We start from the raw sequence: 23,731 nt of genomic DNA on the forward strand, positions 1-23,731 counted from the left end.
GCCCATGAAAACGGCCAGTTATGTCAACCTCATGGGCGTGTTGGTCCTGATCACGGTTGTGTTCGGATGGACGACGGAGCACTTTTTCACTGTGCGGACCTTTCAAACGATCGCCAATCAGCTCCCGGCCCTGATCGTCGTGGCGGTGGGGATGACCTTTGTGCTGGGGATCGCGGGCATCGATCTATCCGTCGGGTCTGTGCTTGCCCTCGGAAGTAGCGTGTTGGGTGTGTTGCTGGTGGATGCCGGGGCGCCGCTGTGGGTGGGTATGGCCGCTTCACTCGGGGTGGGTTTGCTGTGTGGATTGGCATCGGGCTACGTAGCCGTGCGCTGGTCGATTCCGTCGTTTATCGTCACCCTGGGCATGCTAGAGATCGCCCGTGGCGCCGCCTATCTGGTGACGGGATCCCAGACGAAATACATCGGAGCGGCGGTTTCGGGACTGGGCGAGCCGTTGCCGTTTATCGGGCTGAGTGCGGCGTTTCTGGTGGCGCTGCTGGTGGCGGCCGGCGGGCATGTGGCGCTCACCCGCACCGTGTTCGGGCGGTACGTGCTGGCCGTCGGGGGTAATCTGGAAGCGACCCGGCTGGCCGGCGTGGATATACGAAAAGTGCAGATCGCCGTCTTTGCGCTCGCCGGTTTGCTCAGCGGGTTGGGCGGGGTGTTTCAGACGGCCTATCTCGGGTCGGCCGATCCCAACGCCGGCACGGGGATGGAGCTGGCCGCCATCGCCGCCGTCGTGATCGGAGGGACCAGTTTGATGGGCGGGCGCGCATCGGTAATCAACAGTTTCCTGGGCGTGCTCATCATCGCCTTTCTACAGAGCGGGCTGGCACAGGTGGGCGCCAGCGACCCGACGAAGCGCGTCGTCACCGGGGCCGTGATCATCGCGGCGGTGCTCGTCGATGTGTTCCGGCAGAAGCGCAGGGCGGGTCCTTCAGTCTAGGATTCCAGCAGTATTTGTTCAAAATGTGGTGAGAAACACGCTGATCTCGAGGGTATACTTTCTGTAGAAGTCCTTCGGAGCTTATTCCCAGGTGTGTCATGAATCGATCGATCAAAGGAGTAATCGCGCTGCTGATCCTCACATCGTCGCCGGCCGCGCTTTCTATTCAGGCCCAACAGCCGGCCCCGCCGAAGCCGCACCGCGTCATCGTATTGACCGACATCGAGGCCGACCCGGACGACAGCCAGTCGCTCATCCGCCTGCTGCTGTACGCCAATCAGATCAACATCCGGGGGATCGTGGCCACCACCTCCGTGCATCAGCCCGAAAAAGTCGTCCCCGAGACGCTGAATCGGATCATCGATGCATATGGACAGGTCCAGCCCAATCTGTTGCTTCATGAAGGTGGATATCCGACGGCTGAAACGCTGCACGCACGAGTGACGGAGGGTCTGCCGGTGTCTGGCATGTTGGGTGTCGGGGCCGGTAAGGATTCCGAGGGGTCCGAGTGGATCATCCGGGAGTTGGAGCAGGACGATGATCGGCCGCTCTGGATCTCGGTGTGGGGAGGGCCGAACACGCTGGCCCAGGCGCTCTGGAAGATCCGGGAAACGCGGAATGCGGCGGAAGCCGGCCGGCTCATCCGTAAACTCCGAGTCTACACGATCTCCGATCAGGACGACTCCGGCCACTGGATGCGCGACACTTTTCCCGAGCTGTTCTTCATCGTCAGCCCGGGCAGTTATGGGAATTCGACGTGGTCGGCCATCACGGGGCGTGAGCCGGGCGCGAACAACGACGTGGTGAGCAACGAGTGGCTGGCGGAGCACCTCCAGCAGGGGCACGGACCTCTCGGGGCCGAATTCCCGGACGTCGCGTACGGGCTGGAGGGCGATACGCCGGCCTTTCTTTCGCTCATCCCGAACGGGCTCAACGATCCCGAGCGCCCGAACATAGGGGGATGGGGCGGTCGGTACGAGTTGTATCAGCCCGAGCCGCCCGGCGCGCCGGCCAACCCGCGGATGGCTGCGCGGTTCTTTTTTGCTCCTGAAACCCGGCCGATCTGGACGAATGCCGTCGACACCTTCCGCCCGAGGATTCCCTCGCGCTGGGGACGCGCCATCCGGGCGGATTCGGTGGAATACAGCAACAACAAAGTGTCGCTCTGGCGTTGGCGCGGGGACTTTCAGCATGACTTTGCCGCGCGGATGGACTGGACGGTAATGGCCTACGAAGACGCCAACCATCCCCCGGTCCCGGCGCTCGGGCATCCGGATACCCTCACCGTTCGATCTGGCGAAATCTTTGGCCTGAATGCCGCCGGCACCACCGACCCTGACGGGGATGCATTAAGTTACTGGTGGTTTCAGTACCCCGAGGCCGGCACGTACCGGGAGGCGATTTCGTTTGCGCCGCTGTCGGAGAACCTGTACTTCGTGCACACCATCCGTGCACCGGAGGTCCAGGAGCCGGAGACGGCCCATTTTATCCTGCGCGTGACGGACAAAGGCACGCCGGCGTTGTCGCGGTACAGACGGGTCGTGGTGAACATTGTGCCGAGGTGAAGGGCCGAGTATGTCAGGCTCTGGATGTGTGTTGTTTACGGTAGGTTCTAGGGGTGCAGCCGCAGTGTTTTTTAAATGCGGCGTTGAATCGACTGATGGAGTTAAAGCCAGATTCGTAGGCGATTTCTGTGATTTTTGCCGGCGATGTGGCCAGCATACGCTGGGCGTGGGCGATGCGGTGGTCGGCGAGGTAATCGCTAAGGGTCATCCCGAACGTCTTGCGAAACAGCGCCGTCGCGTAGTCCGGGTGGAGGTCGACGGCCTCGGCAATTTCGTGGACCTGGATGGCGTGTTTATAGTGGGCGGCGACAAAAACCGCCATGCGTTCGACCGTGCTGGAGCGGGAGTCATCAATCGGTTGCAGGCCGGCTTCCTCGTCGCTCAAGGCAGAGGTTAGCGCGAGCCGGCGCACGCGGGCCTCCATCTCCAGTAGGACCAAATCCAACCACGGCACGTCTGCGGTGGCGACATCGTCCAGCCAGCGCGCAAACAGCGCCGCGTCGTAGTCGATGACCGCGTCCGATCGCTCCTCGATGACCTCTCCCTGGAGGACGCGGTTCACGAAGGCCGCTGGCAGCTTCCACTGGAGAAACCTCGTGAGAGGAATGGTGGCGACGTAATACGGGGCATCCCCTTCGATCTCCACTATCTGATGCGGCGCCAGCGCCCAGAACAGCGTCAGCCGGCCCGGGCGGATGGCGTATCGCCGGCCGCGGAGCATATAGGTGACCGATCCACGCTGAAGAAAGTTGAGTTCGATCTCGTTGTGACGATCCGATTTTCGCATCAGGTTTGGCCGCCAGCGTTCGACTGTTAGCCCGTACGGCGCCAGCTCCTTGCGCCGCTCGTCGAAGATGCGGTTGATCTCGGATAGTGGCATGTTTTATTCGAGAAGTGACAGGAATATGTGCAAATACGATGCTATACTTCGTAACCCATTTAACGTGCCGCCACGAGAGGGGCACGAAGTATCATGTCCGTACGGCATGTGTTCGTACAGCATGTGTTCGTACGATAGAGTTCCTGATTTATTCCCTGATCCAACCCGACCATGTCCGCGCATCAGCCTTACACCTTTGGAGCCGGCCTCTGGCTCTTCGGACAGTTCATCGACCGCTACGCCACCGACGCGTACGGCCCTCCGGTAAGTATTCTCGAAGCCATCGACCGCGCCGGCCAGGTCGGCGACCTCGTTTCGCTGGATATCAACTACCCGTTCGACGGGGGCGTATCTGTATGGGACATCAAAAAAACGCTGGACCGTAACGGATTACGCTGCCACGCGATCACCCCGGCCAGCTATAGCCGCACCTACCGAAAGGGCGGGCTGACGAATCCGGACCCGGCGGTGCGCCGGCAGTGTATTGATATGTACACAGCGGCCATCGAGCCGGCGCGGGAGCTGGGGGCGAAATACGTCAAATTCTGGCCCGGGCAGGACGGGTATGATTACCCGTTCCAGGCCGACTACGCCGACCTCTGGAAGTACTCGGTTGACGCCGTTCGGGAAGTCGCCGCCTCGGCGCCGGACATGCAATTTGCCATTGAGTGCAAGTTCAAGGAGCCGCGTACCCACATGCTCTTCTGCAATGTCGCGACCACGCTCCTCGCCATCGAGGACATGGGGGTGGATAATGTGGGCATCGTGATGGATCTCGGGCATTCGTTTTTCGCCCGAGAGACCCCTTCCGAGGCCATCCAATTGGCGCACCGGCGCGGCCGGCTCACGAGTGTCGAGGTGAACGACAACTGGCGCGAGTGGGACGACGACATGACCGTCGGCTCCGTCCACCTCATCGAAACGCTCGAGTTCATGTACACCCTCCGCAAGATCGGCTGGAGCGATGTCATCCTGCTGGACCAGTTCCCGTTTCGCGAGGACCCCGTCCAGGCGGCGAGGGAAAGTATCCAGACGATTCGCAAGCTGGATGCCCTGGTGGACCGGATCGACGTGCCGGCGCTGCGGAAGGCGCAGGACGCACAGGATGCACTCGCCGCGCAACGCCTGGTGTTGGATCTTTTTCTGGGGTAAGATCGATGGGCACGACACGCACCGAACGGGTTGAGCGCTTGCGCCGCCGCGCCAACGAGATCCGCCGGCGCGACCTCCGGATGATCTTCGAGGCCGGCATGGGCCACATCGGCGGCGATTTTTCGGCGACCGACATCCTCACGACGCTGTACTTCGGCATCCTGAACGTGTATCCGGACCGGCCGGCGGACCCGCTCCGCGACCGGTTCATCCTCAGCAAAGGGCACTGCGCAGGCGCCTTGTACACGACGCTTGCCTATGCCGGCTTTATCCCCCTGGATGAACTCGGCACCTTCATGCAGCCCCTCTCGCGCCTGAACGGGCACCCGGACCGCAAGAAAGTGCCCGGCGTCGAGACTAACACGGGGCCGCTCGGCCATGGCCTGCCGGTTGGCGTCGGCGCCGCCATCGGGGCGAAGATCGACAGAGCCACCTGGCGGGTGGTTGTGCTCACCGGCGACGGCGAACTCCAGGAAGGCAGCAACTGGGAGGCCGCCATGACCGCCGGCCACCGCGGCCTCGACAACCTCACCGTCATTGTGGACCGCAACCGGCTCCAGCAGGGCGATTCCACCATCAACACCGTCGACCTCGACCCGCTTGCCGACAAGTGGCGCGCCTTCGGGTGGGCCGTGACGGAGGTGGATGGGCATGACTATGAGGCCCTGCTCGACGCCTTCGAGCGGCTGCCGCTGACGGACGGAAAACCGACGTGTATCATCGCCCACACGCACAAAGGAAAGGGCGTATCCTTTATGGAAGACAAAGCCGCCTGGCACCACAAGGTGCCATCCCACGAGCAGTTGCGGGCCGCGATGCAAGAGTTGGAGGATGCCGTATGAGCCACACCCTGTACGATTGCCGCGACGCCTTTTCCGACACGTTGGTGGCCCTCGGGGCTTCTGACGAGCGGATCGTCGTGGTGAACAACGACTCGGTCGGTTCCAGCAAAACCGGTGCGTTCCGCGAGCGATTCCCGGAGCGGCTCATCAACGTGGGTATCGCCGAGCAGAACATGGTGGGCGTGGGCGCCGGCCTCGCCAATGCCGGCAAGATCCCCTTCGTATGTTCGGCGTCGTGTTTCCTGACAGGGCGCGCGTTGGAGCAAATCAAAGCGGACGTCGCCTATTCGGACGCCAACGTAAAACTCGTGGGCATCAGCAGCGGCATGGCCTATGGCGCGCTGGGCCCCACCCATCATTCGATCGAAGATTTTGCCTGGACCCGTGCGATCGCCAACCTGACCGTCGTGGCGCCGGCCGATCCGGAAGAAACCTCTCAGGCCATCCGCATGGCGGCGGCTACACACGGGCCTGTATTCCTGCGGCTCAGCCGGATGGGAGTGCCGGCTATCTACGATACCACCTACAACTTCGCTTTCGGAAAGGCGAGCCGGCTGCGCGAAGGCGGTGACATCACGCTCATCGCCAACGGGGTGATGGTGACCCGTGCGCTCGAAGCCGCCGACCTGCTCGCTATCCGGGGGATCGACGCACGGGTGCTGAACATGGCCACCGTGCGCCCACTCGACCGAGAGGCCGTCATCGCGGCGGCGCGTGAAACCGGGGCCATTGTCACCGCCGAGGAGCATACCGTGTATGGCGGACTCGGCAGCGCGGTGGCCGAAGTGGTGGTACAGACAACGCCGGTCCCGATGCGTATCCTGGGCGTGCCGGGCGTGTTTGCGCCGACCGGCGAGCCCGAGTGGCTGTTGGAGCACTTCGGCCTGACGGCGGAAGGCATCCGGGACGCCGCCCTGCAGCTCAGAGGCTGAACGGTTATGCGTGAGACTCTCCTACTCGCCATCGACCAGGGCACGACCAACACAAAGGCGATGTTGGTGGATGTCCGAGGCCAGATCCGGCACCGCGCGTCGCGGCCCGTACCCTGCCTCTACCCGCAATCGGGGTGGGTGGAACAGGACGCCATGGTCGTCTGGGAGAGCGTGAAACAGGCCATCGATGCGTGCCTCTCGGATGCCGGCGACCCCGTGCCCGTGGGCATCGCCATCTCGAATCAGCGGGAATCCGTGCTGGTGTGGGATCGCACAACGGGGCGGCCGGCCGGCCCGGTTGTGATCTGGCAGTGCCGGCGTTCGAGTGCGTTCTGTGATGCGCTGAAGCGACAGGGCAGGGGAGACGAGATTCAGGACCGCACGGGGCTGCCCATCGACCCGTTGTTTTCGGCGTCCAAGATCCGATGGCTGCTCGATGCCATCCCGGACGGCCAGGCCCGGGCTGAGGCCGGCGACCTGTGCGCGGGTACCATCGACAGCTGGGTGTTGTGGAATCTGACCGGTGGCGTCCATCGCTGCGACGTCAGCAATGCCTCGCGGACGCAGCTGCTGAATCTGAAAACGGCCGGCTGGGACAACCATCTCCTCGGCCTCTTCAGCATCCCACGCGTCATACTACCCGAGACCCTGCCTTCGAGCGCCCTGTTCGGGGTGACGACCGCCGTGGGAAGGCTAACGGCGGGGGTGCCTATCGCCGGTTTGATCGGCGACTCCCACGCCGCTCTGTTCGGGCAATGCGGATTCCAACAGGGGAGCGTCAAAGCCACGTACGGGACGGGCAGCTCCCTCATGAGCCCGCTGAACGAACTCGCCTTTTCCAGGCACGGCATCGTCACGACGGTGGCCTGGGGATTGCCTTCGGGCGTCCGGTATGCGCTTGAGGGCAATATTTCGGTCACCGGATCGGCTGTGCAGTGGTACGCCGATCTGCTCGGGTTCGCGGATCCGGTGGAAGCGGCGGCGCTGGCGGATGAGGTGGCGGAAAGTGAGGGCGTGTACATCGTTCCGGCGTTTGTAGGCCTCGGGGCGCCGCACTGGAACGACCGGGCGCGCGGCCTGGTGACCGGCCTCACCCGCGGCACGACGGCCGCCCACCTGGCGCGGGCGGTGGTGGAATCCATCGCGTATCAGATCCGGGATGTGTTTGATGTGATGGCGATCGGAGCCGGCGATCCCATCCTGCTCGCCGACGGCGGCGCGAGCCGAAACGACGCGCTGATGCAGTTCCAGTCCGACATCCTGGGGTGCCCCGTTCTGCGCAACAACGCCCATGACCTCTCCGCACTGGGCGCCGCCTATCTGGCCGGCCTCCACCTCGGCGTCTGGGCGTCGACCGACGAGATCGCGGCGTTGCCCCGGTCGCTGGATCGCTTCGAGCCCCGATGGGCCGACTCCCGGCGGGCCGCGGCTTACGACGGATGGCAGGATGCGGTCGCCCGGGCGCTCTACAATCCGAGGGCGTGCCATGGATAAATCGATCCGCCGTGTCGGCCTGGCCTCGGCACTCGTTCTCGTGCTGGCGGGATGTGAGATCCGGTCGCTCGATCCCGTGACGGGTCGCGCGATCGTGGGAGATGCCGTCCAGGCTTTCGACGCGGCGACATTTGTCGAGGAAAACTGGGAGACCCGCATCGTTCAGTTTATCCGCGACGAAGCAGTGGATCTTTCAACCCTGCTGGCGGATCTGGCGGAGAACCCCGAGGCCGCGACGGCTTACGGGCATCGGGTGGGGGATGGGCCGCTGCACGTCCGGGTGACGGGAGCGGGGCAAGTTGTCCGGGTCGATACCACTTCCCGCGCCGGCGTGATAACGGTGGCGCTTTTGGATGGGACCGAGGTGACGCTTCAGATTGGGCCCGTCATCCGGGGCACGGCGCTGCGGGATGCGCTGTCGTTTGTATCGTTTGATCAATTCGTCAACCAGCTCGAATTCGCCGGCGTATCAAATGCCATGAATGCTCGGGTGGTGGAATCGGTGCTGGCCGGGCTGGACCGGGCCGCCCTGCCGGGCGCCGAGGTTCGGTTTGCCGGCGTGGTTGTACTGCGCGATCCAGATGAAATCGCTGTTACTCCCGTTGAACTCCTGGTCGTGGAGTCGCCATGATGGTCGACGCCAGAAATATCATCGAGCAGGCGCCGGCGCTGAAAGCCGAGCAGATCGTCAAACGGTACCCGGGCACCACGGCGCTCCAGGGGGTCGATTTTAGCGTCTACGCGGGAAAGGTGAACGTGCTGATCGGCGAGAACGGCGCGGGGAAGTCGACCCTGATGAAGATCCTCGCTGGCGTGGAGGCGCCGAGTGAAGGCCGGCTCGTGTTGCAAGGTGCACCAGTCGCCTTCAAGAACCCCCGCGACGCTCGGGCGCACGGGATCGGAATCATCTTTCAGGAATTGACGCTGTTTCCCAACCTCACCGTCAGCGAGAACGTGTGTATCGCGCGGGAGCTGGTGTCCGGGATAGGGACGATCCAGGCCGGCCGACAGGACGACGTCACCCGGAGCGTGTTGCGGCGGCTGGAGCAGTCCATCGAACCCGATACCCTGGTCGAGGACCTGCGGATCGGGCAGCAGCAACTCGTGGAAATCGCCCGGGCCCTGGCCGAGGACGTATCCATCCTCATCATGGACGAGCCGACGTCCGCCCTGAGCGATGCCGAAGCCGCCGTGTTGCTCCGCATCGTCCGGGAGCTTACGGCCCAGGGGGTCGCCATCGTCTACATCTCTCATAAACTCGATGAGTGTCTGCAGATCGGCGACCACTTCACCGTGCTGAGGGATGGGCGATTGATTGCCGAGGCGCCGGCTAAAGAAGTGTCACTGGCGTGGATCGTCGAGCACATGTCTGGCCGCTCGTCGGATACCCTGTTCCGGAGGCGAACGCGGGCGGCCGGGGAGGTATTGTTGGAAGCACGAGGGATTACACTGCCGCGGGAGCACGGCGACGGCTATCTCGTCGAAGACGTGTCGTTGTCGGTGCGCGCGGGCGAGATCGTCGGTATATACGGTTTGATGGGAGCCGGCCGGACCGAGCTGCTCGAGTGCCTGTTTGGTATGCAGCATCGCGCGGTCGGGTCGGTCCGGCTCGGCGGCCAAGAACTGGCATCCAGCCCCATCGAAAAACGCCTCCGCATGGGATTGGCCCTGGTGCCGGAGGACCGTCAGCAGTTGGGGCTGGTGCCGACATTTTCCGTGGCGGAAAACATTACACTGGCGCATCTGCGTGCCTTACGTACGGGTCTCGTACTATCGGTTGGACGAGAGCGGGATGAAGTCGACCGGCTCATCGCGCAACTGGCCATCAAAGTCGGGGACCCCCGGCAGTCCATTGCCACCCTGAGCGGCGGCAATCAACAGAAGGTCGTCCTCGCCAAATACCTGCTCACCCGGCCGAGGGTGCTCATGATGGATGAACCCACGCGTGGGATCGACGTCGGCGCCCGTTCAGAAATTTTTGATCTGATGAACAAGCTCGCCTGCGAGGGACTCGGGGTGCTGTTTGTCTCGTCGGAACTGAAGGAAGTCGTGGCCATGGCGGACCGCGCGATCGTGATGACGCGTGGGCGCATCACGGGCGAATTTACCGGCGACAGCCTGACCGAACAGCACCTGGCCGCTGCGAGTGTGCTTATGCCGACTACACGCATCGAGGTTTGATATGCCCCACGCCCCATCGATACGACAACGGCGGGCCGGCGGCGTCCCATTCCAGTTGGTGCTGCTGCGGCTCCGAGCCTATATCGCACTGATCGTACTGGCCGTCGTCTTTGCCCTGCTGAGTCCGGCGTTTTTGACAACCGGCAACCTGATCATCCTCACGAAGCAGGTGGCGATCAACGCTATCCTGGGCATCGGGATGACGTTTGTGATTCTGAGCGGGGGGATCGATCTGTCGATGGGCTCCATCGCCGGCCTGTGCGGGATGGTGGCCGGATGGCTCATCAACGAAGGTCTCATCCTGAAGCTGTTCGGCGTGTCGATCTTTTTTAACGTGTGGATAGTCTGCCTGCTGACGCTGGGGGTGGGGATGGTGGTCGGCCTCATTAACGGATCGTTAGTCACACGGCTTAGCGTGGCGCCGTTTATCGCCACGCTCGGGACGTTGTATGTGGCGCGGGGCGCGGCCCTGCTCCTATCCGACGGGGCGACGTTTGCGAATCTGGTGGGGGTGGAATCGCTCGGCAACACCGGCTTTCCGGTGCTGGGCGCCGGCACGTTTATCGGGCTGCCGTATCCGATCTGGATCATGGTATTGTTTGCCGCCGTGGGGGTGTTTTTCGCGCGGAAGACTCCATTTGGCCGGCATGTCTACGCGGTGGGCGGTAACGAAAAGGCCGCCGCCCTCTCGGGGGTTCGCGTCGAGCGGGTGAAGCTGGCGACCTATATGATTTCCGGGTTGTGCGCGGCGATGGTCGGCCTCATCATTGCCTCCCAACTGGTAGCCGCTCACCCGGCGACGGGCGAGACGTTCGAGCTCAACGCGATTGCGGTAGTTGTGCTCGGCGGCACGTCGCTGATGGGAGGCCGGGGGACCATCAGCGGAACCCTCATCGGGGCGTTTGTGATCGGCGTGCTAGTGAATGGCATGGTGCTGCTGGGAGTGTCCGAGTTCTGGCAGATCGTCATCAAAGGCGCCGTGATCGTGCTCGCCGTGGTAGTCGATCAGCAGCAGCAGCGGATGCAGCAGCGCCGGGTAGTGCGGGGGCGGTGAAGAAGCTATCTTATTTCGATAAATCCGTGTCATCTCTCCGCTACGTCGCCGGCAAGCCGGCGTCTCCGGTCGAGAGGACATAGTATTGTTAGTTTCTAAACAAACAGCCTCAATAAAGATGCGCCACCTCTGCTTCGCCCTCCTCCTTCTTCTCGCCACCTCGTTTTCAGCCTGCCAGCCATCCGGTGATACCACCACCTCGGCGGCGCGCCTGATCGTCATCATCACGCCTTCCCACGACAACCCCTTTTTTAAGGCGGAGTCCGACGCGGCCGATGCCCGAGCGCGGGCGTTGGGTTACGAGACCCTGGTGCTGACCCACAACGGCGACGCGTCCGTGCAGGATCAGCTCTTCGATACCGCCATCGCGCGAAAGGCGGCCGCGATCGTGCTGGACAACGCCGGCGCCGACGCCTCCATCGCGGTCGTCCGGAAGGGCAAAGAGGCCGGCATCCCGTCGTTCCTGATCGACCGGGAGATCAACGCCACGGGCATCGCCGTGGCTCAGATCGTATCGAATAACTACCAGGGCGCCACGCTGGGGGCCGAGGAGTTCGTCCGACTGATGGGAGAGGCAGGGCCGTATGTCGAGCTGTTGGGTACAGAATCCGACACCAACGCCGGCATCCGTTCGCAGGGCTACAACGACGTGCTCGGGCAGTACCCGGAGATGGTGCGCGTGGCGCAACAGAGCGCCAACTGGAGCCAGACGCAGGCCTTTGAAAAGATGGAGACGATCCTGCAGGCGCACCCGAATATCAAGGGTGTGATCTCGGGGAACGATACCATGGCGCTGGGCGCGGCGGCGGCGCTGAAGGCCGCCGGCCGGGGGGATGTGATTGTCGTCGGGTTCGACGGGAGCCCGGACGTGATCGCCGCCATCAAAGCCGGCGACATCGCCGCGACCGTCCTCCAGCCGGCAAGCCTTCTGGCCACGATGGCCGTCGACCAGGCCGACGCCTACCTCCGCACGGGCTCGACCTCGTTCCCCGAAAAACAGGCTATCGATTGCGAATTGGTCACCCCCGCGAACGCCAACGAATTCGGCGTTTTCACGCGCCTCCCGTAAATCGGGTTGCGGTCTGGCGGCCTGACCCGATTCCCCGTTAGTTCAACGTCTCCAAATATGCCACGATATTCGCCACATCCGCCTCGGCGAAATTCTCCAGCAGGGCTTGATGCCGAGCGCGTCCGTCCGTCAGCGCGGTCCGATTCTCCAGATTGAACGACATCGGACCCAGGAAGGCGGCCGGCGCGAGAATTTGTTTGCGCAACGCTGCCGCGTCGGACCCGGGGGCCGCGAGAGCTCCGGTATCGCGGTGGCACGACGCACACTGCTGCTCGACGTACGTTTTGCCGGCCGCGGCGTCGCCAACGGAGGCCGGACCGGCAGTTAGTGATGTATAACGCACATCGGCCCGTGCGTAGTGGATATACGTGGTGATAGCGCGGATCTCCCGGTCGCTGAGGTCCGAGAACTGGGGCATCGGCGACGATTTGGGCGTTTGCGGGATACCCACACGCAGGATGGGGCCGATGAGGTTGGCCTCCACATCGGCCCCCACCAGGGCGGACGTGCGGAGGTCGGTGGCCTCACCTACGGGTTGCAGGTAGAGGCCGTGGCAATAGGCACAGCCGTAGAGCACATACGTCTCTTTGTTTTGCTGCATCAGCGGATCGGGGAGGGGGTCGCCGATGTAGGCGTAGTCGTATTCGACGCGGGATTGGGCGGATGCCGGCTCGATGAGCGACAGAACACCGAGCAGTAGGGGGAGGATAACCAGGGTTCTAAGCATTTCCTTACACCTTAAACCGTATACCTGAAACCGTAAACCACTCTCACGCCAGCGCCCGCTTGCAGTAGTCGAACATGCGCTGGGTCTCGTCGAGGCCGGTGCGCAGCGTGCCGTGTTCAAATTCCAGCATCACCGGGATAGGCCACGCATTATCCCGGATCATCCGGATTAACTCGATGATCGGCGCATCGCCCTGGCCGAAGGGGGCGCTGCGGCCCTGGTTTTTCTTGCGGTCGCCCAGGTGGACGTTGCTGATGCGGGCGTGGTGTTTCTCGAGGAACGCGAGGCAATCGCCATTGGCGGCCGTGTAGTGGCGCGTGTCGAATGTCGCCATGATGTCCGGAGAATACGAAAACGCCCGGATGAAGCTCTCCTCGTTGTTAATCGCGTCCGGGTCCGACAGATTGGAGTGGTTGTGGACGGACATGAACAGGTCGTACTTGCTCGGAAACGACGCAAGTCGTTGCGTGGCCTTGAGTCCCTGCGACCCGATACATCCCCTGGCGCCGAGGATCTTCGCCGCCCGGAACGTTGCGTCGACTTCCTCATCGGTAAAGTCGATAAAGGCATTCTGGTACGAGACGTCCATGTTCACATAGTAGGTAAAGATCTCCACGCCGGCGGCGTCGAACTCCTTCCGAATCGCCTGATAATACTCGGCCGGCGCGGCCAGGCGCCATTCGCGCTGTTTCTGGCGAGCCTCAGCGGGCGTGACGCCGGGCGCCAGGAACCGCGGCTCGCACCAGGTGGCGTGGAGCTCGACCATCCCGAACCCGTTCTGCACGATCCGCCGGAGCAGTTCGGGCCGGTTCTCGCGGTTCATCAGCAGATCGTGGTAACAGAAGGGCTGGACGCCGAACTGGACGCCGTGGATAAGCGACCGGTTCGGTCCGGCCGGCGAGAACCCTCCCGATCCAATTCCGTTCGCCAGACCCGCCAGCGCCGGCACGCCGGCGAGCGCGCGCTTCGTAAATTCTCGTCGTGTCAGAGCCATTCGTGTTACCTCTGGATGTCGTGGTCGGCAGGGTAGTGCAGGATTCGAATTCAAGCCGTACGGATAATAAGGCGAACCTACATCCATTTCATACCATTCGCCTGCTGGAAGTGTATTTTTGGTGGTATCGGCACACGCTCCACATCAAAGCCCATTGTCATCCCGGCCCCAAAGCCGGGGGCCAGAGGAATGCGCCATCCGACTGGGCTCCACAATCTGGCTCGTTGTGAACACGGTTACGCAGGGTCTGCCTGTAGCAACGAACGTTCCCTCAACGACACGCCCCGCTCCTTGGAAACCCCTTCCTCTGGCGCGGAGAAAATTGCCGCCAACGCCTTAAGGGGGCCCCTAAATGGCCGAAACTCCTTTGGCGCGGGACTGTACTAGCCCAACGTGCGCCGGCCAACCCCACGACCCCCACCCGGCCTCTGCACGTCTGGTACCATCCCCACACAAGCGATCGCTCACACCGTCTTTACCTGGTCAGGAAAGGCACAAGAGAGGACTGCGTAGTTTGTTTCGTAAGGACCCCCATTCAGGGTATATGGAAAGATTGAAGTGCAAGGCCTGTGGTAGTTACAGCATGATGCCGATGGAGGTTGCCGTGGACGAGTACAGAGAGTCGGTTCCCGGGGCAGACCAGGAATCCCGATTCTACACCTGTCACGTCTGTGGCGACAACTGGCTCTCCGTCAAGGAGATCGCCAATGATGGCGTGTGCAAGATTACCTTTGTCCATCAGATGGGTATGGCGCCGGTGCTGAAGCGGGTAGCCCACATGCAAAACCATGTGCTGGTTACCGAGACTTCGGTCGGGCTCTGGGAATATTACGTGGACGACTCGGAAATCGAGGAGGCCACGTGGATTGCCAAGCTGACAAGCCGGCGTAAAGTGCTCAAATCCATCTGCTCCAATTGACCGGCTAAAGCGGTTGCGGATTCCATCGTCCGCAACCGCTCGTCGGTTTTGTAGGGGCCTCCGGGCCCCTTTTTGTTGCCATATGGTTCGCCTATCCTGAGCCCGGAATCCTGAACCCTGAACCCGCAACTCGCAACCGATCCTTCGCAGAATCAACGTGTCAGTCAATCAGGTCGTGTCCCCACGGCTTATGGGTCGATGCCTCGCGCCGATACCCACGTGAGCACCGTACACATCACCTTCAAGGACGACCACGATGGATAAACAGGATCGGGATCTGGAGTCGAATGCGCTGCCTCCTTCGAGCCCGTATCTAAGGCGCGTGATCGCGGATTTTTATCGCGACACCCTCGACGGCTACATGGAGGCCGGCTATCCCTTCGGCAACACCGTCGACGCCATGCTCATCTGGTTCGAGTTCGGGCTGAAATCCACAAGTAATTGAGGGCAATAGGTTACGGCAGATACACCAGCCGGCGCGCCTCCCCGTTGCGCCCCCGGATCAGGTAGATCCCGGAGGGGAGTCCGGCCGGAGCAAAGCTGAATACGTGCCGGCCCGCCGGCAGCGTCGCGTCGGCAATGACGGCGACTTCGCGGCCGAGCACGTCGTACACGGCAAGCCGCACCGGGCCGGCGACGGACAGGGTGACGGCGATGGATGTCGTGGCCGAGAAGGGATTCGGGTACGGCGCGTCCAGCGATGCGGTTAGCGCCCGGCCGGCGTGCTCCACGGCCGTGGCCGAGGGGGGCACCAGGCGCGTGGCCACGGGGAGATGGTCGGAGGTCGTGTTCTCGTAGAGGATGAACACGGAAGGGAGTTCCGTCACCACCTGTGTCGCCCCGTCCGTGGTCCAGCCAAAGAGTTCGTCGGTGACGATAAGGTGATCGATCATCGAACCCGTCGCGGTGCAGTTGGCGTTGTCGCAGAACGAGCCCCCGCCGGCCAACTCGATAGGCCGCGATACCACCCGGTAGTCGGCCGTGTTTTCGACGAAGTTGGTATACGGCGAGGCCCGGCCGGCCGTGATCGAACCATCCATCTCATCGTTGAAGTCCCCGAGGATCACCACGGGCTTCGACGCCAGGCTCGTAAAGTCGATATGGTTCTTGAGTCGACGCGCCGCCTCGACGCGCCGTTCGTAGCTGTCGACATCGGAAAACGCCTTCATGTGGACGACGATGAAGGTCACGACGACGGTGGTGTCCGGCAGGAGGACGTCCGCTTCGAGCTGGAGGGGAGGGCGGCTGGCGAAGGGCGTCTCGAAGTCCTCCAGGATATGCCGCACCGAGCGGAGGCGGATCACGCGGGTGTCGTAGATAAACCCGATGCGCTGGGAGACCGAGTTGGTGGCGAGCCGGCCATCGAAGTTCGGCCCCAGGGCGGAGACCAGGGCCGCGAAGTCGTCCGGGTCTGCGATCTCCTGGACGCCCCAGAGGTCGATCCCCAGGCCGGCGATGACGGCGCGCACGTTCTCAAGCTGTGTAGCATTGTTAGATGGGCCGTTATTGGAATCGCCAAACCACTCTATATTCCAGGTAGCCACATCCAGGGCGCCGGGGGAGCCGAGGAGGGGGATGCCCTGGGCGCGGGTGAGCCCCGCCGGCGCGAATACGAGGACCAGCCACAGAGCGTGAAAGCGGGGGAGCCCGGAGCGCGTCATTCGAAGTCCGTGTTGAGTTTAAAGCGCGAGATCCGGTTGTTGCCCGTGTCGGCGACGTACACGACGCGGTCGAAGTACGCGACGCCGTTCGGATTGCGGAACTGGAGGGCGCCGATCCAGTTGCCGTTGGAGGTCCGCCCGTCCGTTCGAAGACGCGTCTGGAAATCAGCTACCGCTTGGTCGTATTCCGTTATTGTACTGCCCGATGAACCCGGCATTGGTAACCGTGAGCCCCATGTTGCCCACATCCACCACAACGTCCTCGTACGCCGCGCCTTGCCCGAAAACCGGAATGACGAGGACGAGACATACGACGCCGGCGACAGCCAGAAAGCGCATGGTGGGGGACGATCGATGTTTCGGAGGAAAGGCGCGTCGACGCGCGCACAAAAAGGGTAAAATGGTCGGCCACAATATAGAATGCAGGTAGTCAGAATGCCCGGGTAAATAATTGTTACCAGGAACCATCGTTGTAACCAGACGTGCCCACCACATCCCTGCCCCGGCGGTTTATCGCGGCCTCATCGCCACCCCACGTCGTCTATGCCCATCGACACCGCGCGTCCTCGCTACGTCCTTCGCTTCCTGTGGATGATGGCCCTTTTCGGCCCCGCGGCTTGCTCGACGCCGCCGGACACAACCACTGAATCCGGCGCTGAATCCCCCACCGAACAGGCCGTTTATGTAACCGGCCCCCCCGCATTGCCGGAAGGAAGCGGCAAACTGTACCTGGGCCGCGAGATCGCTCAGATGGGGGATACGCCGGATGTCACGGAGTGGCTCGAGCGACCCGGGCGCGAAGCCGAGGAGTTTCCCTCCCGCCTCATCCAGGCCCTTGAACTGGCGCCGACGGATGTCGTGGCCGATATCGGCGCCGGCACGGGGTATTTCACCTTTCGGATGGCCCGCCTCGTCACCGAGGGCAAGGTGTTCGCGGTGGATATCCAGCCGGCCATGCTCGAACATATCCGCAACCGGATGGCCGAAGAAGGGGTGGTCAACATCGAAACGGTGCCCGGTTCGTTCACCAGCCCCAACCTTCCACCCGCCAGCGTGGACCTCGCGCTGGTCGTCGTCTCCTACCACGAGTTCTCCCACCCCCGCGAAATGATGCAGAGCATCGTCCGTAGCCTCAAAGTCGGCGGCCGCTTTGTGCTTGTCGAATACCGCGGCGAAGACGCCACCGTGCCCGTTAGCGCCGTCCGACGCATGACCGAGGCCCAGGCCGTCAAGGAGATGCGCGCCGTCGGCCTCCGCTGGCGTGAAACCAAAAATATCCTCCCCCAACAACATTTTATGGTGTTCGAAAAGCCGGATTGATTCACCCCAACCCGGTAAACGCGCCCGAGATTTTAAAACGATAGGAACATGTTTCAATACTCGCTGTAAATTCACACGGTCCGGCAAAGCGGCACATCACATCGACCTTTCAGCTCGATCGCCTCGAAGGACCGTAAATCGCTATTTTTCTGACCATCAGTATCGACTTGTAACGCTTCTGGAAGCTTCGGGAAAAGGGTTGTTTGGGATTTTTCTGTGAACGTATATTTCGACCCCTTAGTGATTCCTCGGCCAGGAAGCGTTGCACCCAGGATTATGAAAAATCTAATTCCCGATGCGCCTGTCGCATCCGTAGAGGGCCGGCTGTGTTCCTTCCTTACCGATTTCCACAATACGGCGCCGAATGACCCCTCTTCCCAATCGGGTTCGCTTCAACGGCCCTCCTTGCTCATCGTCGAAGCGAATGAGGAAGCATCCGAGTTGCTGGAACTGTTTCTGTCACCCTGGTACGACCTGACGGTTGTCCACCGGCACGACTTCGTCGCCCGTTACGCCCGGGAACGGGCTTACCAGCTCGTGTTCATGGGCATCGATGAAGGAGAAGAACAGCCGGCGCTTGATGCGCTCGTCCAGCTCCGAATGGTCCGCGTAGACCGTCCCCCGGTGGTCGCCTCCGTGGGATACATCGATGCGGAAGTGGAGCGCTGCCTATCCCGGGCCGGCTTCGATGGCTTCATCAAACGCACCTTCACCGTGCGGAGCCTCTGCTCGATGCTGGAACGCGTACTCCTTCGAGAATCGGCTTTCGCCTGAGGATTATCCGCCGGTATCACAGGGTGGGAGGAAGAAGATATCCTTCGGCAAGCGCTCGATACGCGCGGACCTGCTCGGCTGCCCAGGCCGGGTCCCGTCCCAGTGCCTCGGCCAGCAACAGGGCCGCCTCCGGCGCCGCCTCGATGCTAGCGCGGGCGTCTAACAACAGGGCCCGGGTCCGTCGCGAAAGCACATCTTCCACCGTCCGCGCCATCTCATGGCGCGCCGCCCAGATCACTTCGCCCTTGAAATAGGGGAGGCGAGGGTGCAGCTTTTCGCCCCAGCCGGCTCGCTCGCGGCAGGTCGACCGCACAGACGGCGCATCCGCTCCGTACGGCGCCAGCGCACCGAACTGTTCAGCATACTCGTGCCATCCGTGTAACCGCAGCGAACGCGTCTCGGAAGGCCGGTCCTCGAGGCCGGCGACAACGGCGGCGTGATCTACGGTGTCCTCGGCCATCTTCCGGTAGGTCGTCCATTTACCGCCGGTGATCGTCACGAGGCCGCTCCGGGAGATCTGCAGGGTGTGGTCGCGGGAGATCTCGGAAGTGACGTCGGCCTCGGTGGAACGAACGAGCGGGCGCAGGCCAGCAAAACAGCTCAATACGTCCGACGCCTCGGCGTCCTTTGTCAGGTACCGCTGCGCGTGTTCGAGCAGAAACGCCAGCTCGTGCTCCAGCGGACGCGGCTCGAGGGTCGCCTGATCGACAGGTGTATCGGTCGTGCCGATCACCGTGCGCTCGTACCAGGGAATGGCGAACAACACGCGGCCGTCGTCCGTGTGCGGCACCATGATGGCGCTGTCGCCCGGCAGAAAGGAGCGGTCCAACACGATATGAATTCCCTGGCTGGGCTGGATGAGCGGGGGCAGCGCCGCGTCGTCCATGTGGCGGAGTGCATCGCTGAAGACGCCCGTCGCGTTGATCACGGCGCGGGCCAGGATCTCACGTTCGACGCCGGACTCGAGATCGCGCACGCGGATGCCCCGTACCTGGTCGTGCTGGCGCACCAATCCCGTCACCTGGACATAATTGACCACCGCCGCCCCGAGGTTGATGGCCGTCTGCGCCATGTTGATCGCCAGCCGGGCGTCGTCGAACTGTCCATCGTAATAGACCGTGCCCCCCCGAAGCCCGGCCGGCTCGATGGTCGGGATCCGTTCGATCGTTTCTTCGCGCGATAGGTGCCTGGACGGACCAAAGCCCTCCTTCCCGGCCAGCATGTCGTAGATCTTCAGGCCGATCCCGTAAAACGGGCCTTCCCACCAATCGTAATTCGGGACCACAAACGGGAGATTGTGCACCAGATGCGGGGCGTTTCGCAGCAGCCGGCCCCGCTCGCGCAGCGCCTCCACCACCAGCGAAACGTTGCCCTGCTGCAGATACCGGACGCCGCCGTGCACCAGCTTCGTGCTCCGGCTAGAAGTCCCCCGGGCGAAATCCGACTGCTCCACGAGCAACACCGCGTAGCCCCTTGCCGCGGCTTCGATGGCGGTCCCGAGCCCCGTTGCTCCACCGCCTACGATGATCAGGTCCCACGCTTCAGAGGCATCCTCAAGTCGGCTGATCTGGTCACTACGGTTCATGGCGTGGCGCGGTTTGGGTCAAAAGCACCGGATTATACGGTCGGGAAGGCTCGAAAACCAGGGAATACGCACGGACGAATTGCCAGCGAATGGCCGTTATTTAACAACCTTTACATTTTCCCACCCTACTTTTGATCGGTTTACCCCTTTTTTAACGGATGTTGCGCGTGGCTTGTAGGGATGCACGATGTGTCTTGGGAGACACGATGTATCGTGTCTCTACGGATGGTGTTTCTGCCGGGCTTCGATCATCCATGTGTAACGTCACTTTTTGATCTGGAAAATACCTGTGGCTACCGTCGGTCGTATCGTTCTATCGCTGGTGCTGGGCGCCGGCGTCTTCGCTTCTCCCATCCTGGCTCAACCCAGTGCACCCGAACGCTCGAACGGAGGTCTTGCAGCCCCTGTGGCGCAGGCCGTGCGTATCGAACAGGCGCCGACGCTGGACGGCAACGTGCTCGGCGATCCCGCCTGGGCGACGATCCCGGAAATCGAAGGTTTCTGGCAGACGACGCCGGACGAAGGCAACCCCGCGACCGAGCGCACGACCGTCAAGGTGGCGTACGACGATCGGTTCTTCTACCTCAGCGTGGTGTGTTATCATCAGGATGCCGGCCAGATCATCGTCTCCGATGCGCGGCGTGACGGGGATCTGCAGGGTATAGATAGTTTTCAGTTCGTGCTGGATACCTATATGGATACCCAGAACGGATTCGTCTTTGGCACCAGCCCGGCCGGCATCGAATACGACGCGCAGATCGCCAACGAGGGCGGCGGGCAATTCGGGTTTGCCGGCCAGCAATCGGGTTCGATGGGCGGCCTCAACGTCAACTGGGACGGCTCGTGGGAGGTCCGCTCGGAAACCGGAGAGTATGGGTGGAGCGCCGAGTTCGCCATCCCGTTCCGCACCCTGCGTTTCCCCAAAAAGACGACGCAATCCTGGGGGATCAACTTCCAGCGAACCATCCGCCACAATAACGAAATCGCCTACTGGGCGCCGCTTCCGCGGCAGTATAACCTCTACCGCGTCTCACGCGCCGGCACGCTCGAAGGCCTTGAAGTACCCAACCCGCGCAACCTGAAGATCATGCCCTACGTGCTCGGTCAGACGCGCGTGGACCGGATTGGCGATGCCGGCGGGGAGACGGGCGATTTCGGAGTGGACGCCAAATACAGCATCACCCCGAGTGTCGCACTCGACCTGACCTACAACACGGACTTCGCGCAGGTGGAGGTCGACGAACAGCAGATCAACCTCGATCGGTTTTCGCTCTTCTTCCCGGAGAAGCGACCGTTCTTCCTTGAAAATGCTGGCCTGTTCTCGATTAACGCGGACGGCACGGCGCAAACCGGCAGCGACGTCGAGCTCTTTTTCTCCCGTCGCATCGGCATCGGAGCGAGCGGCGAAACGGTGCCGATCATCGGCGGCGCGCGCGTGTCGGGGAGTGTCGGCCGAACGAGCGTGGGCTTCCTGAACATGCAGACCGAATCGCTGGACGGCGTGACGGAGTCGAATAACTTCGGCGTGGCGCGTATCGAGCAAAAGATGCAGCGCCGCAGCGGCATTGGGGCGATGATCGTGAATCGCGAAGGGCGGACCGGCCTCGTATCGGGGATCGATAATCCCTACAACCGGCTCATCGCCATCGACGGAAAGATGGGGATTGGAGATTACGCCGACCTTACGGCTTATGTGGCGCGCTCCTTTTCGCCGCACCTGGACGGCTCGCAGCACGCGTTCGACATCTCGGCGCAGCGAAATGTGGAGGCTGTGTTGCTGTCGGCCCAGTACAGCGAAGTATCCGACACCTTCAACCCGGAAGTTGGGTTTCTGGCGCGGCAGAGCTACCGTAAGATCAACACGCTTGTCTTCACCCGTTTCCGGCCGTCCGACTTCATCGGCATGCTCGAGATCCGCCCCCATGTGGCCTACCGCGCCTTCTGGGGGTACACGGATGGGTTCTTCGAGACCGGCTTTACCCACATCGACGCGCACTGGGTATGGCGAAGCGGCATCGAATTCCACTCGGGCATGAACATCCGTACAGAGGGCGTGAGGAGGGACTTTGAACTTGGCGGCGTCAACGTACCCGGGGATAGCTACACCTGGGCCGAAACCCAGTTGGTGTTCATGACGAATCGGAGCAAGAAGGTGAGCGTTGAAGAGCGTCTGTTCGCCGGCGGCTTCTTCGGTGGCGATCGCATTTCGACGACGACGACGCTTCGTGTTCGAGGCGGCGACCGGTTTACGTCGGAGTTTTCCCTGCAGCGCAACGACGTCAGCCTGCCGGCAGGCGACTTCACGAGCAATCTGCTCCGCACACGGCTCAGCTACTCGTTTACGCCGCGCATCTTCCTCCAGAACCTCATCCAGTACAACGACCAGTCGGAAGTGTGGTCAATGAACATCCGCTTCGGCTGGCTCCAATCCTCCAACACGGGCCTCTTCCTCGTGTATAACCAGGCGAGCGGGTTGGACTTTACGAGCGACGACTTTCTCCTTTACGCGCCCGGGGATTTGTTGAACCGGAGCCTCACGCTGAAATACACGTACCTGTTCGACGTTTTTAAGTAAACGGGCGAGCACAATGTGCTGATGGACCCGGGAGGGCACGCCGGCATAGCCCCCCACTTTTTTCGATCCAACCGTGACGGGTTCGAGGAGGGGAATTCGCATCTAGAGGCATACCAGGTTTGCACCATCAAACCCCTGCCCCCATGATCGATACCGCTTATACCCTGACCTCGTTTCCCTCGGCGTCCTCCACGCTGCCGGCACAGATCCGCTTCAGAAGCCGTACGTCGTCGCCACGTGCGCCGTATACGCCGGCGGCGCCTCCCATGCTTACCCGGGTGCCGGCCCGCTTGTCTGCCCTGGAGCCGGCCGTTTATCCAGCCCAATCCGATGCGCCCCAGCCGGTCGCTTCGCGCGGACGAACAAGTTATTTTATCGCTGGCATGGCGCTCCTGTTTGTCCTGATCCAGGCCGCCGCCTGGCTCCCGCTCGAAGGGATCGACCTTCTCTTCGTCCGGATCGTCCTCTTCGCCGGCGCCGGGATCTGCTTCCTTGCTTCGGGTGACGACGCGGTGAGCGCGCCTTATTCGTAACGCCTCGCGGCCGAAACTTTACGAACGGTGGGTCTTACCAATACCTCACCAGAACCAACCGATCGTATGGAAACCATTATCGCCGCCGTTGTTGTCGTGGGTCTTGCGTTCGCCATGATCGCTACCCGTATCCTCCTGGTGAAAGATGGCGAATTCAAAGGCACGTGCAGCAGCAACAACCCCTACTTGAAGAACCAGTTGGGCGAGTGCACGGTGTGCGGCAAGAAGGTAGACGAGCCGTGTAAGCTCGAGACCACGAACTGAACGTCAGGCTACGTCACATCCCTGATCCTACCGCGCCGGGTAGGTCAACCAGCCGGCCTTCGAAACCCGGTGTCATGGTTTCGATATAGGTACTATCTGGACCGGCGGTTACAAAAAACCCTTCCAGCTCGGGGCGTTCGCCCAGAAATTCCAGCGCGCTTTCGGCGCCCATCACCATCGCGGCCGTGGCATAGGCATCCGCCGTCATGCAGTCGGCGGCCAGTATGGACACGCTCAGCAGGCTGTTCCGCGCGGGGTACCCCG

At 62.3% G+C, this 23,731-nt stretch carries 25 protein-coding genes; 17 read left to right on the forward strand and 8 right to left on the reverse strand.

Annotation, left to right across the window (positions count from 1 at the left end; genetic code table 11):
* Nucleotides 1-4 precede the first annotated feature (4 nt).
* Together SH809_01450 and SH809_01455 are read left to right on the forward strand one after the other, a co-directional pair.
* Nucleotides 5-946 (forward strand): ABC transporter permease, encoded by a 942-nt coding sequence (locus SH809_01450; GenBank protein MDZ4698343.1) that lies wholly within the window; start codon nucleotides 5-7, stop codon nucleotides 944-946.
* Between the two features lie 98 nt (nucleotides 947-1,044).
* A complete protein-coding gene (locus SH809_01455; protein ID MDZ4698344.1) occupies nucleotides 1,045-2,511 on the forward strand; it encodes a DUF1593 domain-containing protein in 1,467 nt (488 codons plus the stop codon).
* Nucleotides 2,512-2,524: 13 nt separating this feature from the next.
* Here the strand turns inward: SH809_01455 and SH809_01460 are convergent, their stop codons facing one another.
* On the reverse strand, nucleotides 2,525-3,391 hold the full coding sequence (locus SH809_01460; GenBank protein ID MDZ4698345.1) for a helix-turn-helix domain-containing protein: 867 nt from the start codon (nucleotides 3,389-3,391) through the stop codon (nucleotides 2,525-2,527).
* 171 nt (nucleotides 3,392-3,562) lie between these two features.
* Between SH809_01460 and SH809_01465 the strand changes: the two genes are divergently transcribed.
* The 8 genes from SH809_01465 to SH809_01500 all read left to right on the forward strand — a co-directional run bounded on the left by SH809_01465 (nucleotide 3,563) and on the right by SH809_01500 (nucleotide 12,115).
* The gene (locus SH809_01465) at nucleotides 3,563-4,543 is read left to right on the forward strand and encodes a sugar phosphate isomerase/epimerase family protein (protein MDZ4698346.1); all 981 of its coding nucleotides are present in this window, start codon (nucleotides 3,563-3,565) and stop codon (nucleotides 4,541-4,543) included.
* A 5-nt stretch (nucleotides 4,544-4,548) separates the two neighbouring features.
* Nucleotides 4,549-5,385 (forward strand): transketolase, encoded by an 837-nt coding sequence (locus SH809_01470; protein ID MDZ4698347.1) that lies wholly within the window; start codon nucleotides 4,549-4,551, stop codon nucleotides 5,383-5,385.
* Nucleotides 5,382-6,317 (forward strand): transketolase family protein, encoded by a 936-nt coding sequence (locus SH809_01475; GenBank protein MDZ4698348.1) that lies wholly within the window; start codon nucleotides 5,382-5,384, stop codon nucleotides 6,315-6,317. Before SH809_01470 ends, SH809_01475 begins: the two co-directional genes overlap by 4 nt.
* Nucleotides 6,318-6,323: 6 nt before the next feature.
* A complete protein-coding gene (gene glpK / locus SH809_01480; GenBank protein ID MDZ4698349.1) occupies nucleotides 6,324-7,811 on the forward strand; it encodes a glycerol kinase GlpK in 1,488 nt (495 codons plus the stop codon).
* Nucleotides 7,804-8,442 carry a DUF2291 domain-containing protein gene (locus SH809_01485; protein MDZ4698350.1) on the forward strand — a complete coding sequence of 213 codons (639 nt, stop codon included), beginning with the start codon at nucleotides 7,804-7,806 and terminating at the stop codon, nucleotides 8,440-8,442. The genes glpK and SH809_01485 overlap by 8 nt, the downstream gene beginning before the upstream one ends.
* Nucleotides 8,439-9,992 (forward strand): sugar ABC transporter ATP-binding protein, encoded by a 1,554-nt coding sequence (locus SH809_01490; GenBank protein MDZ4698351.1) that lies wholly within the window; start codon nucleotides 8,439-8,441, stop codon nucleotides 9,990-9,992. Before SH809_01485 ends, SH809_01490 begins: the two co-directional genes overlap by 4 nt.
* 1 nt (nucleotide 9,993) lies before the next feature.
* Nucleotides 9,994-11,046 carry an ABC transporter permease gene (locus SH809_01495; protein ID MDZ4698352.1) on the forward strand — a complete coding sequence of 351 codons (1,053 nt, stop codon included), beginning with the start codon at nucleotides 9,994-9,996 and terminating at the stop codon, nucleotides 11,044-11,046.
* A gap of 118 nt (nucleotides 11,047-11,164) precedes the next feature.
* The gene (locus tag SH809_01500; protein ID MDZ4698353.1) at nucleotides 11,165-12,115 is read left to right on the forward strand and encodes a D-ribose ABC transporter substrate-binding protein; all 951 of its coding nucleotides are present in this window, start codon (nucleotides 11,165-11,167) and stop codon (nucleotides 12,113-12,115) included.
* Between the two features lie 37 nt (nucleotides 12,116-12,152).
* Here SH809_01500 and SH809_01505 read toward each other — a convergent pair whose 3' ends face one another.
* Together SH809_01505 and SH809_01510 are read right to left on the reverse strand one after the other, a co-directional pair.
* Nucleotides 12,153-12,842 (reverse strand): cytochrome c, encoded by a 690-nt coding sequence (locus SH809_01505; GenBank protein ID MDZ4698354.1) that lies wholly within the window; start codon nucleotides 12,840-12,842, stop codon nucleotides 12,153-12,155.
* A gap of 43 nt (nucleotides 12,843-12,885) precedes the next feature.
* Nucleotides 12,886-13,836, reverse strand: a complete 951-nt coding sequence (locus SH809_01510; protein MDZ4698355.1) for a TIM barrel protein — start codon at nucleotides 13,834-13,836, stop codon at nucleotides 12,886-12,888.
* A gap of 544 nt (nucleotides 13,837-14,380) precedes the next feature.
* Here SH809_01510 and SH809_01515 point away from each other — a divergent pair.
* Both SH809_01515 and SH809_01520 read left to right on the forward strand, forming a co-directional pair.
* Complete coding sequence (locus tag SH809_01515) at nucleotides 14,381-14,755, forward strand: hypothetical protein (protein MDZ4698356.1); 375 nt, start codon at nucleotides 14,381-14,383, stop codon at nucleotides 14,753-14,755.
* A gap of 256 nt (nucleotides 14,756-15,011) precedes the next feature.
* A complete protein-coding gene (locus tag SH809_01520; protein ID MDZ4698357.1) occupies nucleotides 15,012-15,200 on the forward strand; it encodes a hypothetical protein in 189 nt (62 codons plus the stop codon).
* A 10-nt stretch (nucleotides 15,201-15,210) separates the two neighbouring features.
* Here SH809_01520 and SH809_01525 read toward each other — a convergent pair whose 3' ends face one another.
* From SH809_01525 to SH809_01535, 3 genes are read right to left on the reverse strand one after another with little or no spacing between them, the layout of a single operon-like run.
* On the reverse strand, nucleotides 15,211-16,416 hold the full coding sequence (locus SH809_01525) for a T9SS type A sorting domain-containing protein (protein MDZ4698358.1): 1,206 nt from the start codon (nucleotides 16,414-16,416) through the stop codon (nucleotides 15,211-15,213).
* On the reverse strand, nucleotides 16,413-16,634 hold the full coding sequence (locus SH809_01530) for a hypothetical protein (protein ID MDZ4698359.1): 222 nt from the start codon (nucleotides 16,632-16,634) through the stop codon (nucleotides 16,413-16,415). The genes SH809_01525 and SH809_01530 overlap by 4 nt, the downstream gene beginning before the upstream one ends.
* Entirely contained in the window at nucleotides 16,582-16,755 is a 174-nt protein-coding gene (locus SH809_01535) for a hypothetical protein (protein ID MDZ4698360.1), read from the reverse strand. Before SH809_01535 ends, SH809_01530 begins: the two co-directional genes overlap by 53 nt.
* 204 nt (nucleotides 16,756-16,959) lie before the next feature.
* On the opposite strand from SH809_01535, the gene SH809_01540 reads away from it, so the two are divergent.
* Both SH809_01540 and SH809_01545 read left to right on the forward strand, forming a co-directional pair.
* Complete coding sequence (locus SH809_01540; GenBank protein MDZ4698361.1) at nucleotides 16,960-17,736, forward strand: class I SAM-dependent methyltransferase; 777 nt, start codon at nucleotides 16,960-16,962, stop codon at nucleotides 17,734-17,736.
* A 276-nt stretch (nucleotides 17,737-18,012) separates the two neighbouring features.
* Nucleotides 18,013-18,510, forward strand: a complete 498-nt coding sequence (locus SH809_01545; protein ID MDZ4698362.1) for a response regulator — start codon at nucleotides 18,013-18,015, stop codon at nucleotides 18,508-18,510.
* Nucleotides 18,511-18,526: 16 nt separating this feature from the next.
* Here the strand turns inward: SH809_01545 and SH809_01550 are convergent, their stop codons facing one another.
* A complete protein-coding gene (locus SH809_01550; protein ID MDZ4698363.1) occupies nucleotides 18,527-20,095 on the reverse strand; it encodes a glycerol-3-phosphate dehydrogenase/oxidase in 1,569 nt (522 codons plus the stop codon).
* Between the two features lie 289 nt (nucleotides 20,096-20,384).
* On the opposite strand from SH809_01550, the gene SH809_01555 reads away from it, so the two are divergent.
* From SH809_01555 to SH809_01565, 3 genes are all read left to right on the forward strand, one after another.
* The gene (locus SH809_01555; GenBank protein ID MDZ4698364.1) at nucleotides 20,385-22,670 is read left to right on the forward strand and encodes a DUF5916 domain-containing protein; all 2,286 of its coding nucleotides are present in this window, start codon (nucleotides 20,385-20,387) and stop codon (nucleotides 22,668-22,670) included.
* Between the two features lie 143 nt (nucleotides 22,671-22,813).
* Nucleotides 22,814-23,203 carry a hypothetical protein gene (locus tag SH809_01560; protein MDZ4698365.1) on the forward strand — a complete coding sequence of 130 codons (390 nt, stop codon included), beginning with the start codon at nucleotides 22,814-22,816 and terminating at the stop codon, nucleotides 23,201-23,203.
* 66 nt (nucleotides 23,204-23,269) lie between these two features.
* On the forward strand, nucleotides 23,270-23,467 hold the full coding sequence (locus SH809_01565; GenBank protein ID MDZ4698366.1) for a hypothetical protein: 198 nt from the start codon (nucleotides 23,270-23,272) through the stop codon (nucleotides 23,465-23,467).
* Nucleotides 23,468-23,480: 13 nt separating this feature from the next.
* On the opposite strand, the gene SH809_01570 is transcribed toward SH809_01565, so the two are convergent.
* Nucleotides 23,481-23,731: FAD:protein FMN transferase (locus tag SH809_01570; protein ID MDZ4698367.1), on the reverse strand; the 251-nt coding region annotated here is incomplete at its 5' end.

The sequence above is a fragment of the Rhodothermales bacterium genome (assembly GCA_034439735.1).
GTDB lineage: Bacteria > Bacteroidota > Rhodothermia > Rhodothermales > JAHQVL01 > JAWKNW01.

Excerpts from the sequence above, each read along its gene's own strand:
- SH809_01460 (MDZ4698345.1), bottom strand. The coding sequence starts at position 3,391 with ATGCCACTATCCGAGATCAACCGCATCTTCGACGAGCGGCGCAAGGAG.
- SH809_01500 (MDZ4698353.1), top strand. The coding sequence starts at position 11,165 with ATGCGCCACCTCTGCTTCGCCCTCCTCCTTCTTCTCGCCACCTCGTTT.
- SH809_01470 (MDZ4698347.1), top strand. The coding sequence starts at position 4,549 with ATGGGCACGACACGCACCGAACGGGTTGAGCGCTTGCGCCGCCGCGCC.
- SH809_01525 (MDZ4698358.1), bottom strand. The coding sequence starts at position 16,416 with ATGACGCGCTCCGGGCTCCCCCGCTTTCACGCTCTGTGGCTGGTCCTC.
- SH809_01530 (MDZ4698359.1), bottom strand. The coding sequence starts at position 16,634 with ATGCCGGGTTCATCGGGCAGTACAATAACGGAATACGACCAAGCGGTA.
- SH809_01510 (MDZ4698355.1), bottom strand. The coding sequence starts at position 13,836 with ATGGCTCTGACACGACGAGAATTTACGAAGCGCGCGCTCGCCGGCGTG.
- SH809_01450 (MDZ4698343.1), top strand. The coding sequence starts at position 5 with ATGAAAACGGCCAGTTATGTCAACCTCATGGGCGTGTTGGTCCTGATC.
- SH809_01565 (MDZ4698366.1), top strand. The coding sequence starts at position 23,270 with ATGGAAACCATTATCGCCGCCGTTGTTGTCGTGGGTCTTGCGTTCGCC.
- SH809_01465 (MDZ4698346.1), top strand. The coding sequence starts at position 3,563 with ATGTCCGCGCATCAGCCTTACACCTTTGGAGCCGGCCTCTGGCTCTTC.
- SH809_01550 (MDZ4698363.1), bottom strand. The coding sequence starts at position 20,095 with ATGAACCGTAGTGACCAGATCAGCCGACTTGAGGATGCCTCTGAAGCG.
- SH809_01520 (MDZ4698357.1), top strand. The coding sequence starts at position 15,012 with ATGGATAAACAGGATCGGGATCTGGAGTCGAATGCGCTGCCTCCTTCG.
- SH809_01505 (MDZ4698354.1), bottom strand. The coding sequence starts at position 12,842 with ATGCTTAGAACCCTGGTTATCCTCCCCCTACTGCTCGGTGTTCTGTCG.
- SH809_01475 (MDZ4698348.1), top strand. The coding sequence starts at position 5,382 with ATGAGCCACACCCTGTACGATTGCCGCGACGCCTTTTCCGACACGTTG.
- SH809_01545 (MDZ4698362.1), top strand. The coding sequence starts at position 18,013 with ATGAAAAATCTAATTCCCGATGCGCCTGTCGCATCCGTAGAGGGCCGG.
- SH809_01455 (MDZ4698344.1), top strand. The coding sequence starts at position 1,045 with ATGAATCGATCGATCAAAGGAGTAATCGCGCTGCTGATCCTCACATCG.
- SH809_01485 (MDZ4698350.1), top strand. The coding sequence starts at position 7,804 with ATGGATAAATCGATCCGCCGTGTCGGCCTGGCCTCGGCACTCGTTCTC.
- SH809_01535 (MDZ4698360.1), bottom strand. The coding sequence starts at position 16,755 with ATGCGCTTTCTGGCTGTCGCCGGCGTCGTATGTCTCGTCCTCGTCATT.
- glpK (MDZ4698349.1), top strand. The coding sequence starts at position 6,324 with ATGCGTGAGACTCTCCTACTCGCCATCGACCAGGGCACGACCAACACA.
- SH809_01560 (MDZ4698365.1), top strand. The coding sequence starts at position 22,814 with ATGATCGATACCGCTTATACCCTGACCTCGTTTCCCTCGGCGTCCTCC.
- SH809_01495 (MDZ4698352.1), top strand. The coding sequence starts at position 9,994 with ATGCCCCACGCCCCATCGATACGACAACGGCGGGCCGGCGGCGTCCCA.
- SH809_01515 (MDZ4698356.1), top strand. The coding sequence starts at position 14,381 with ATGGAAAGATTGAAGTGCAAGGCCTGTGGTAGTTACAGCATGATGCCG.
- SH809_01540 (MDZ4698361.1), top strand. The coding sequence starts at position 16,960 with ATGCCCATCGACACCGCGCGTCCTCGCTACGTCCTTCGCTTCCTGTGG.
- SH809_01490 (MDZ4698351.1), top strand. The coding sequence starts at position 8,439 with ATGATGGTCGACGCCAGAAATATCATCGAGCAGGCGCCGGCGCTGAAA.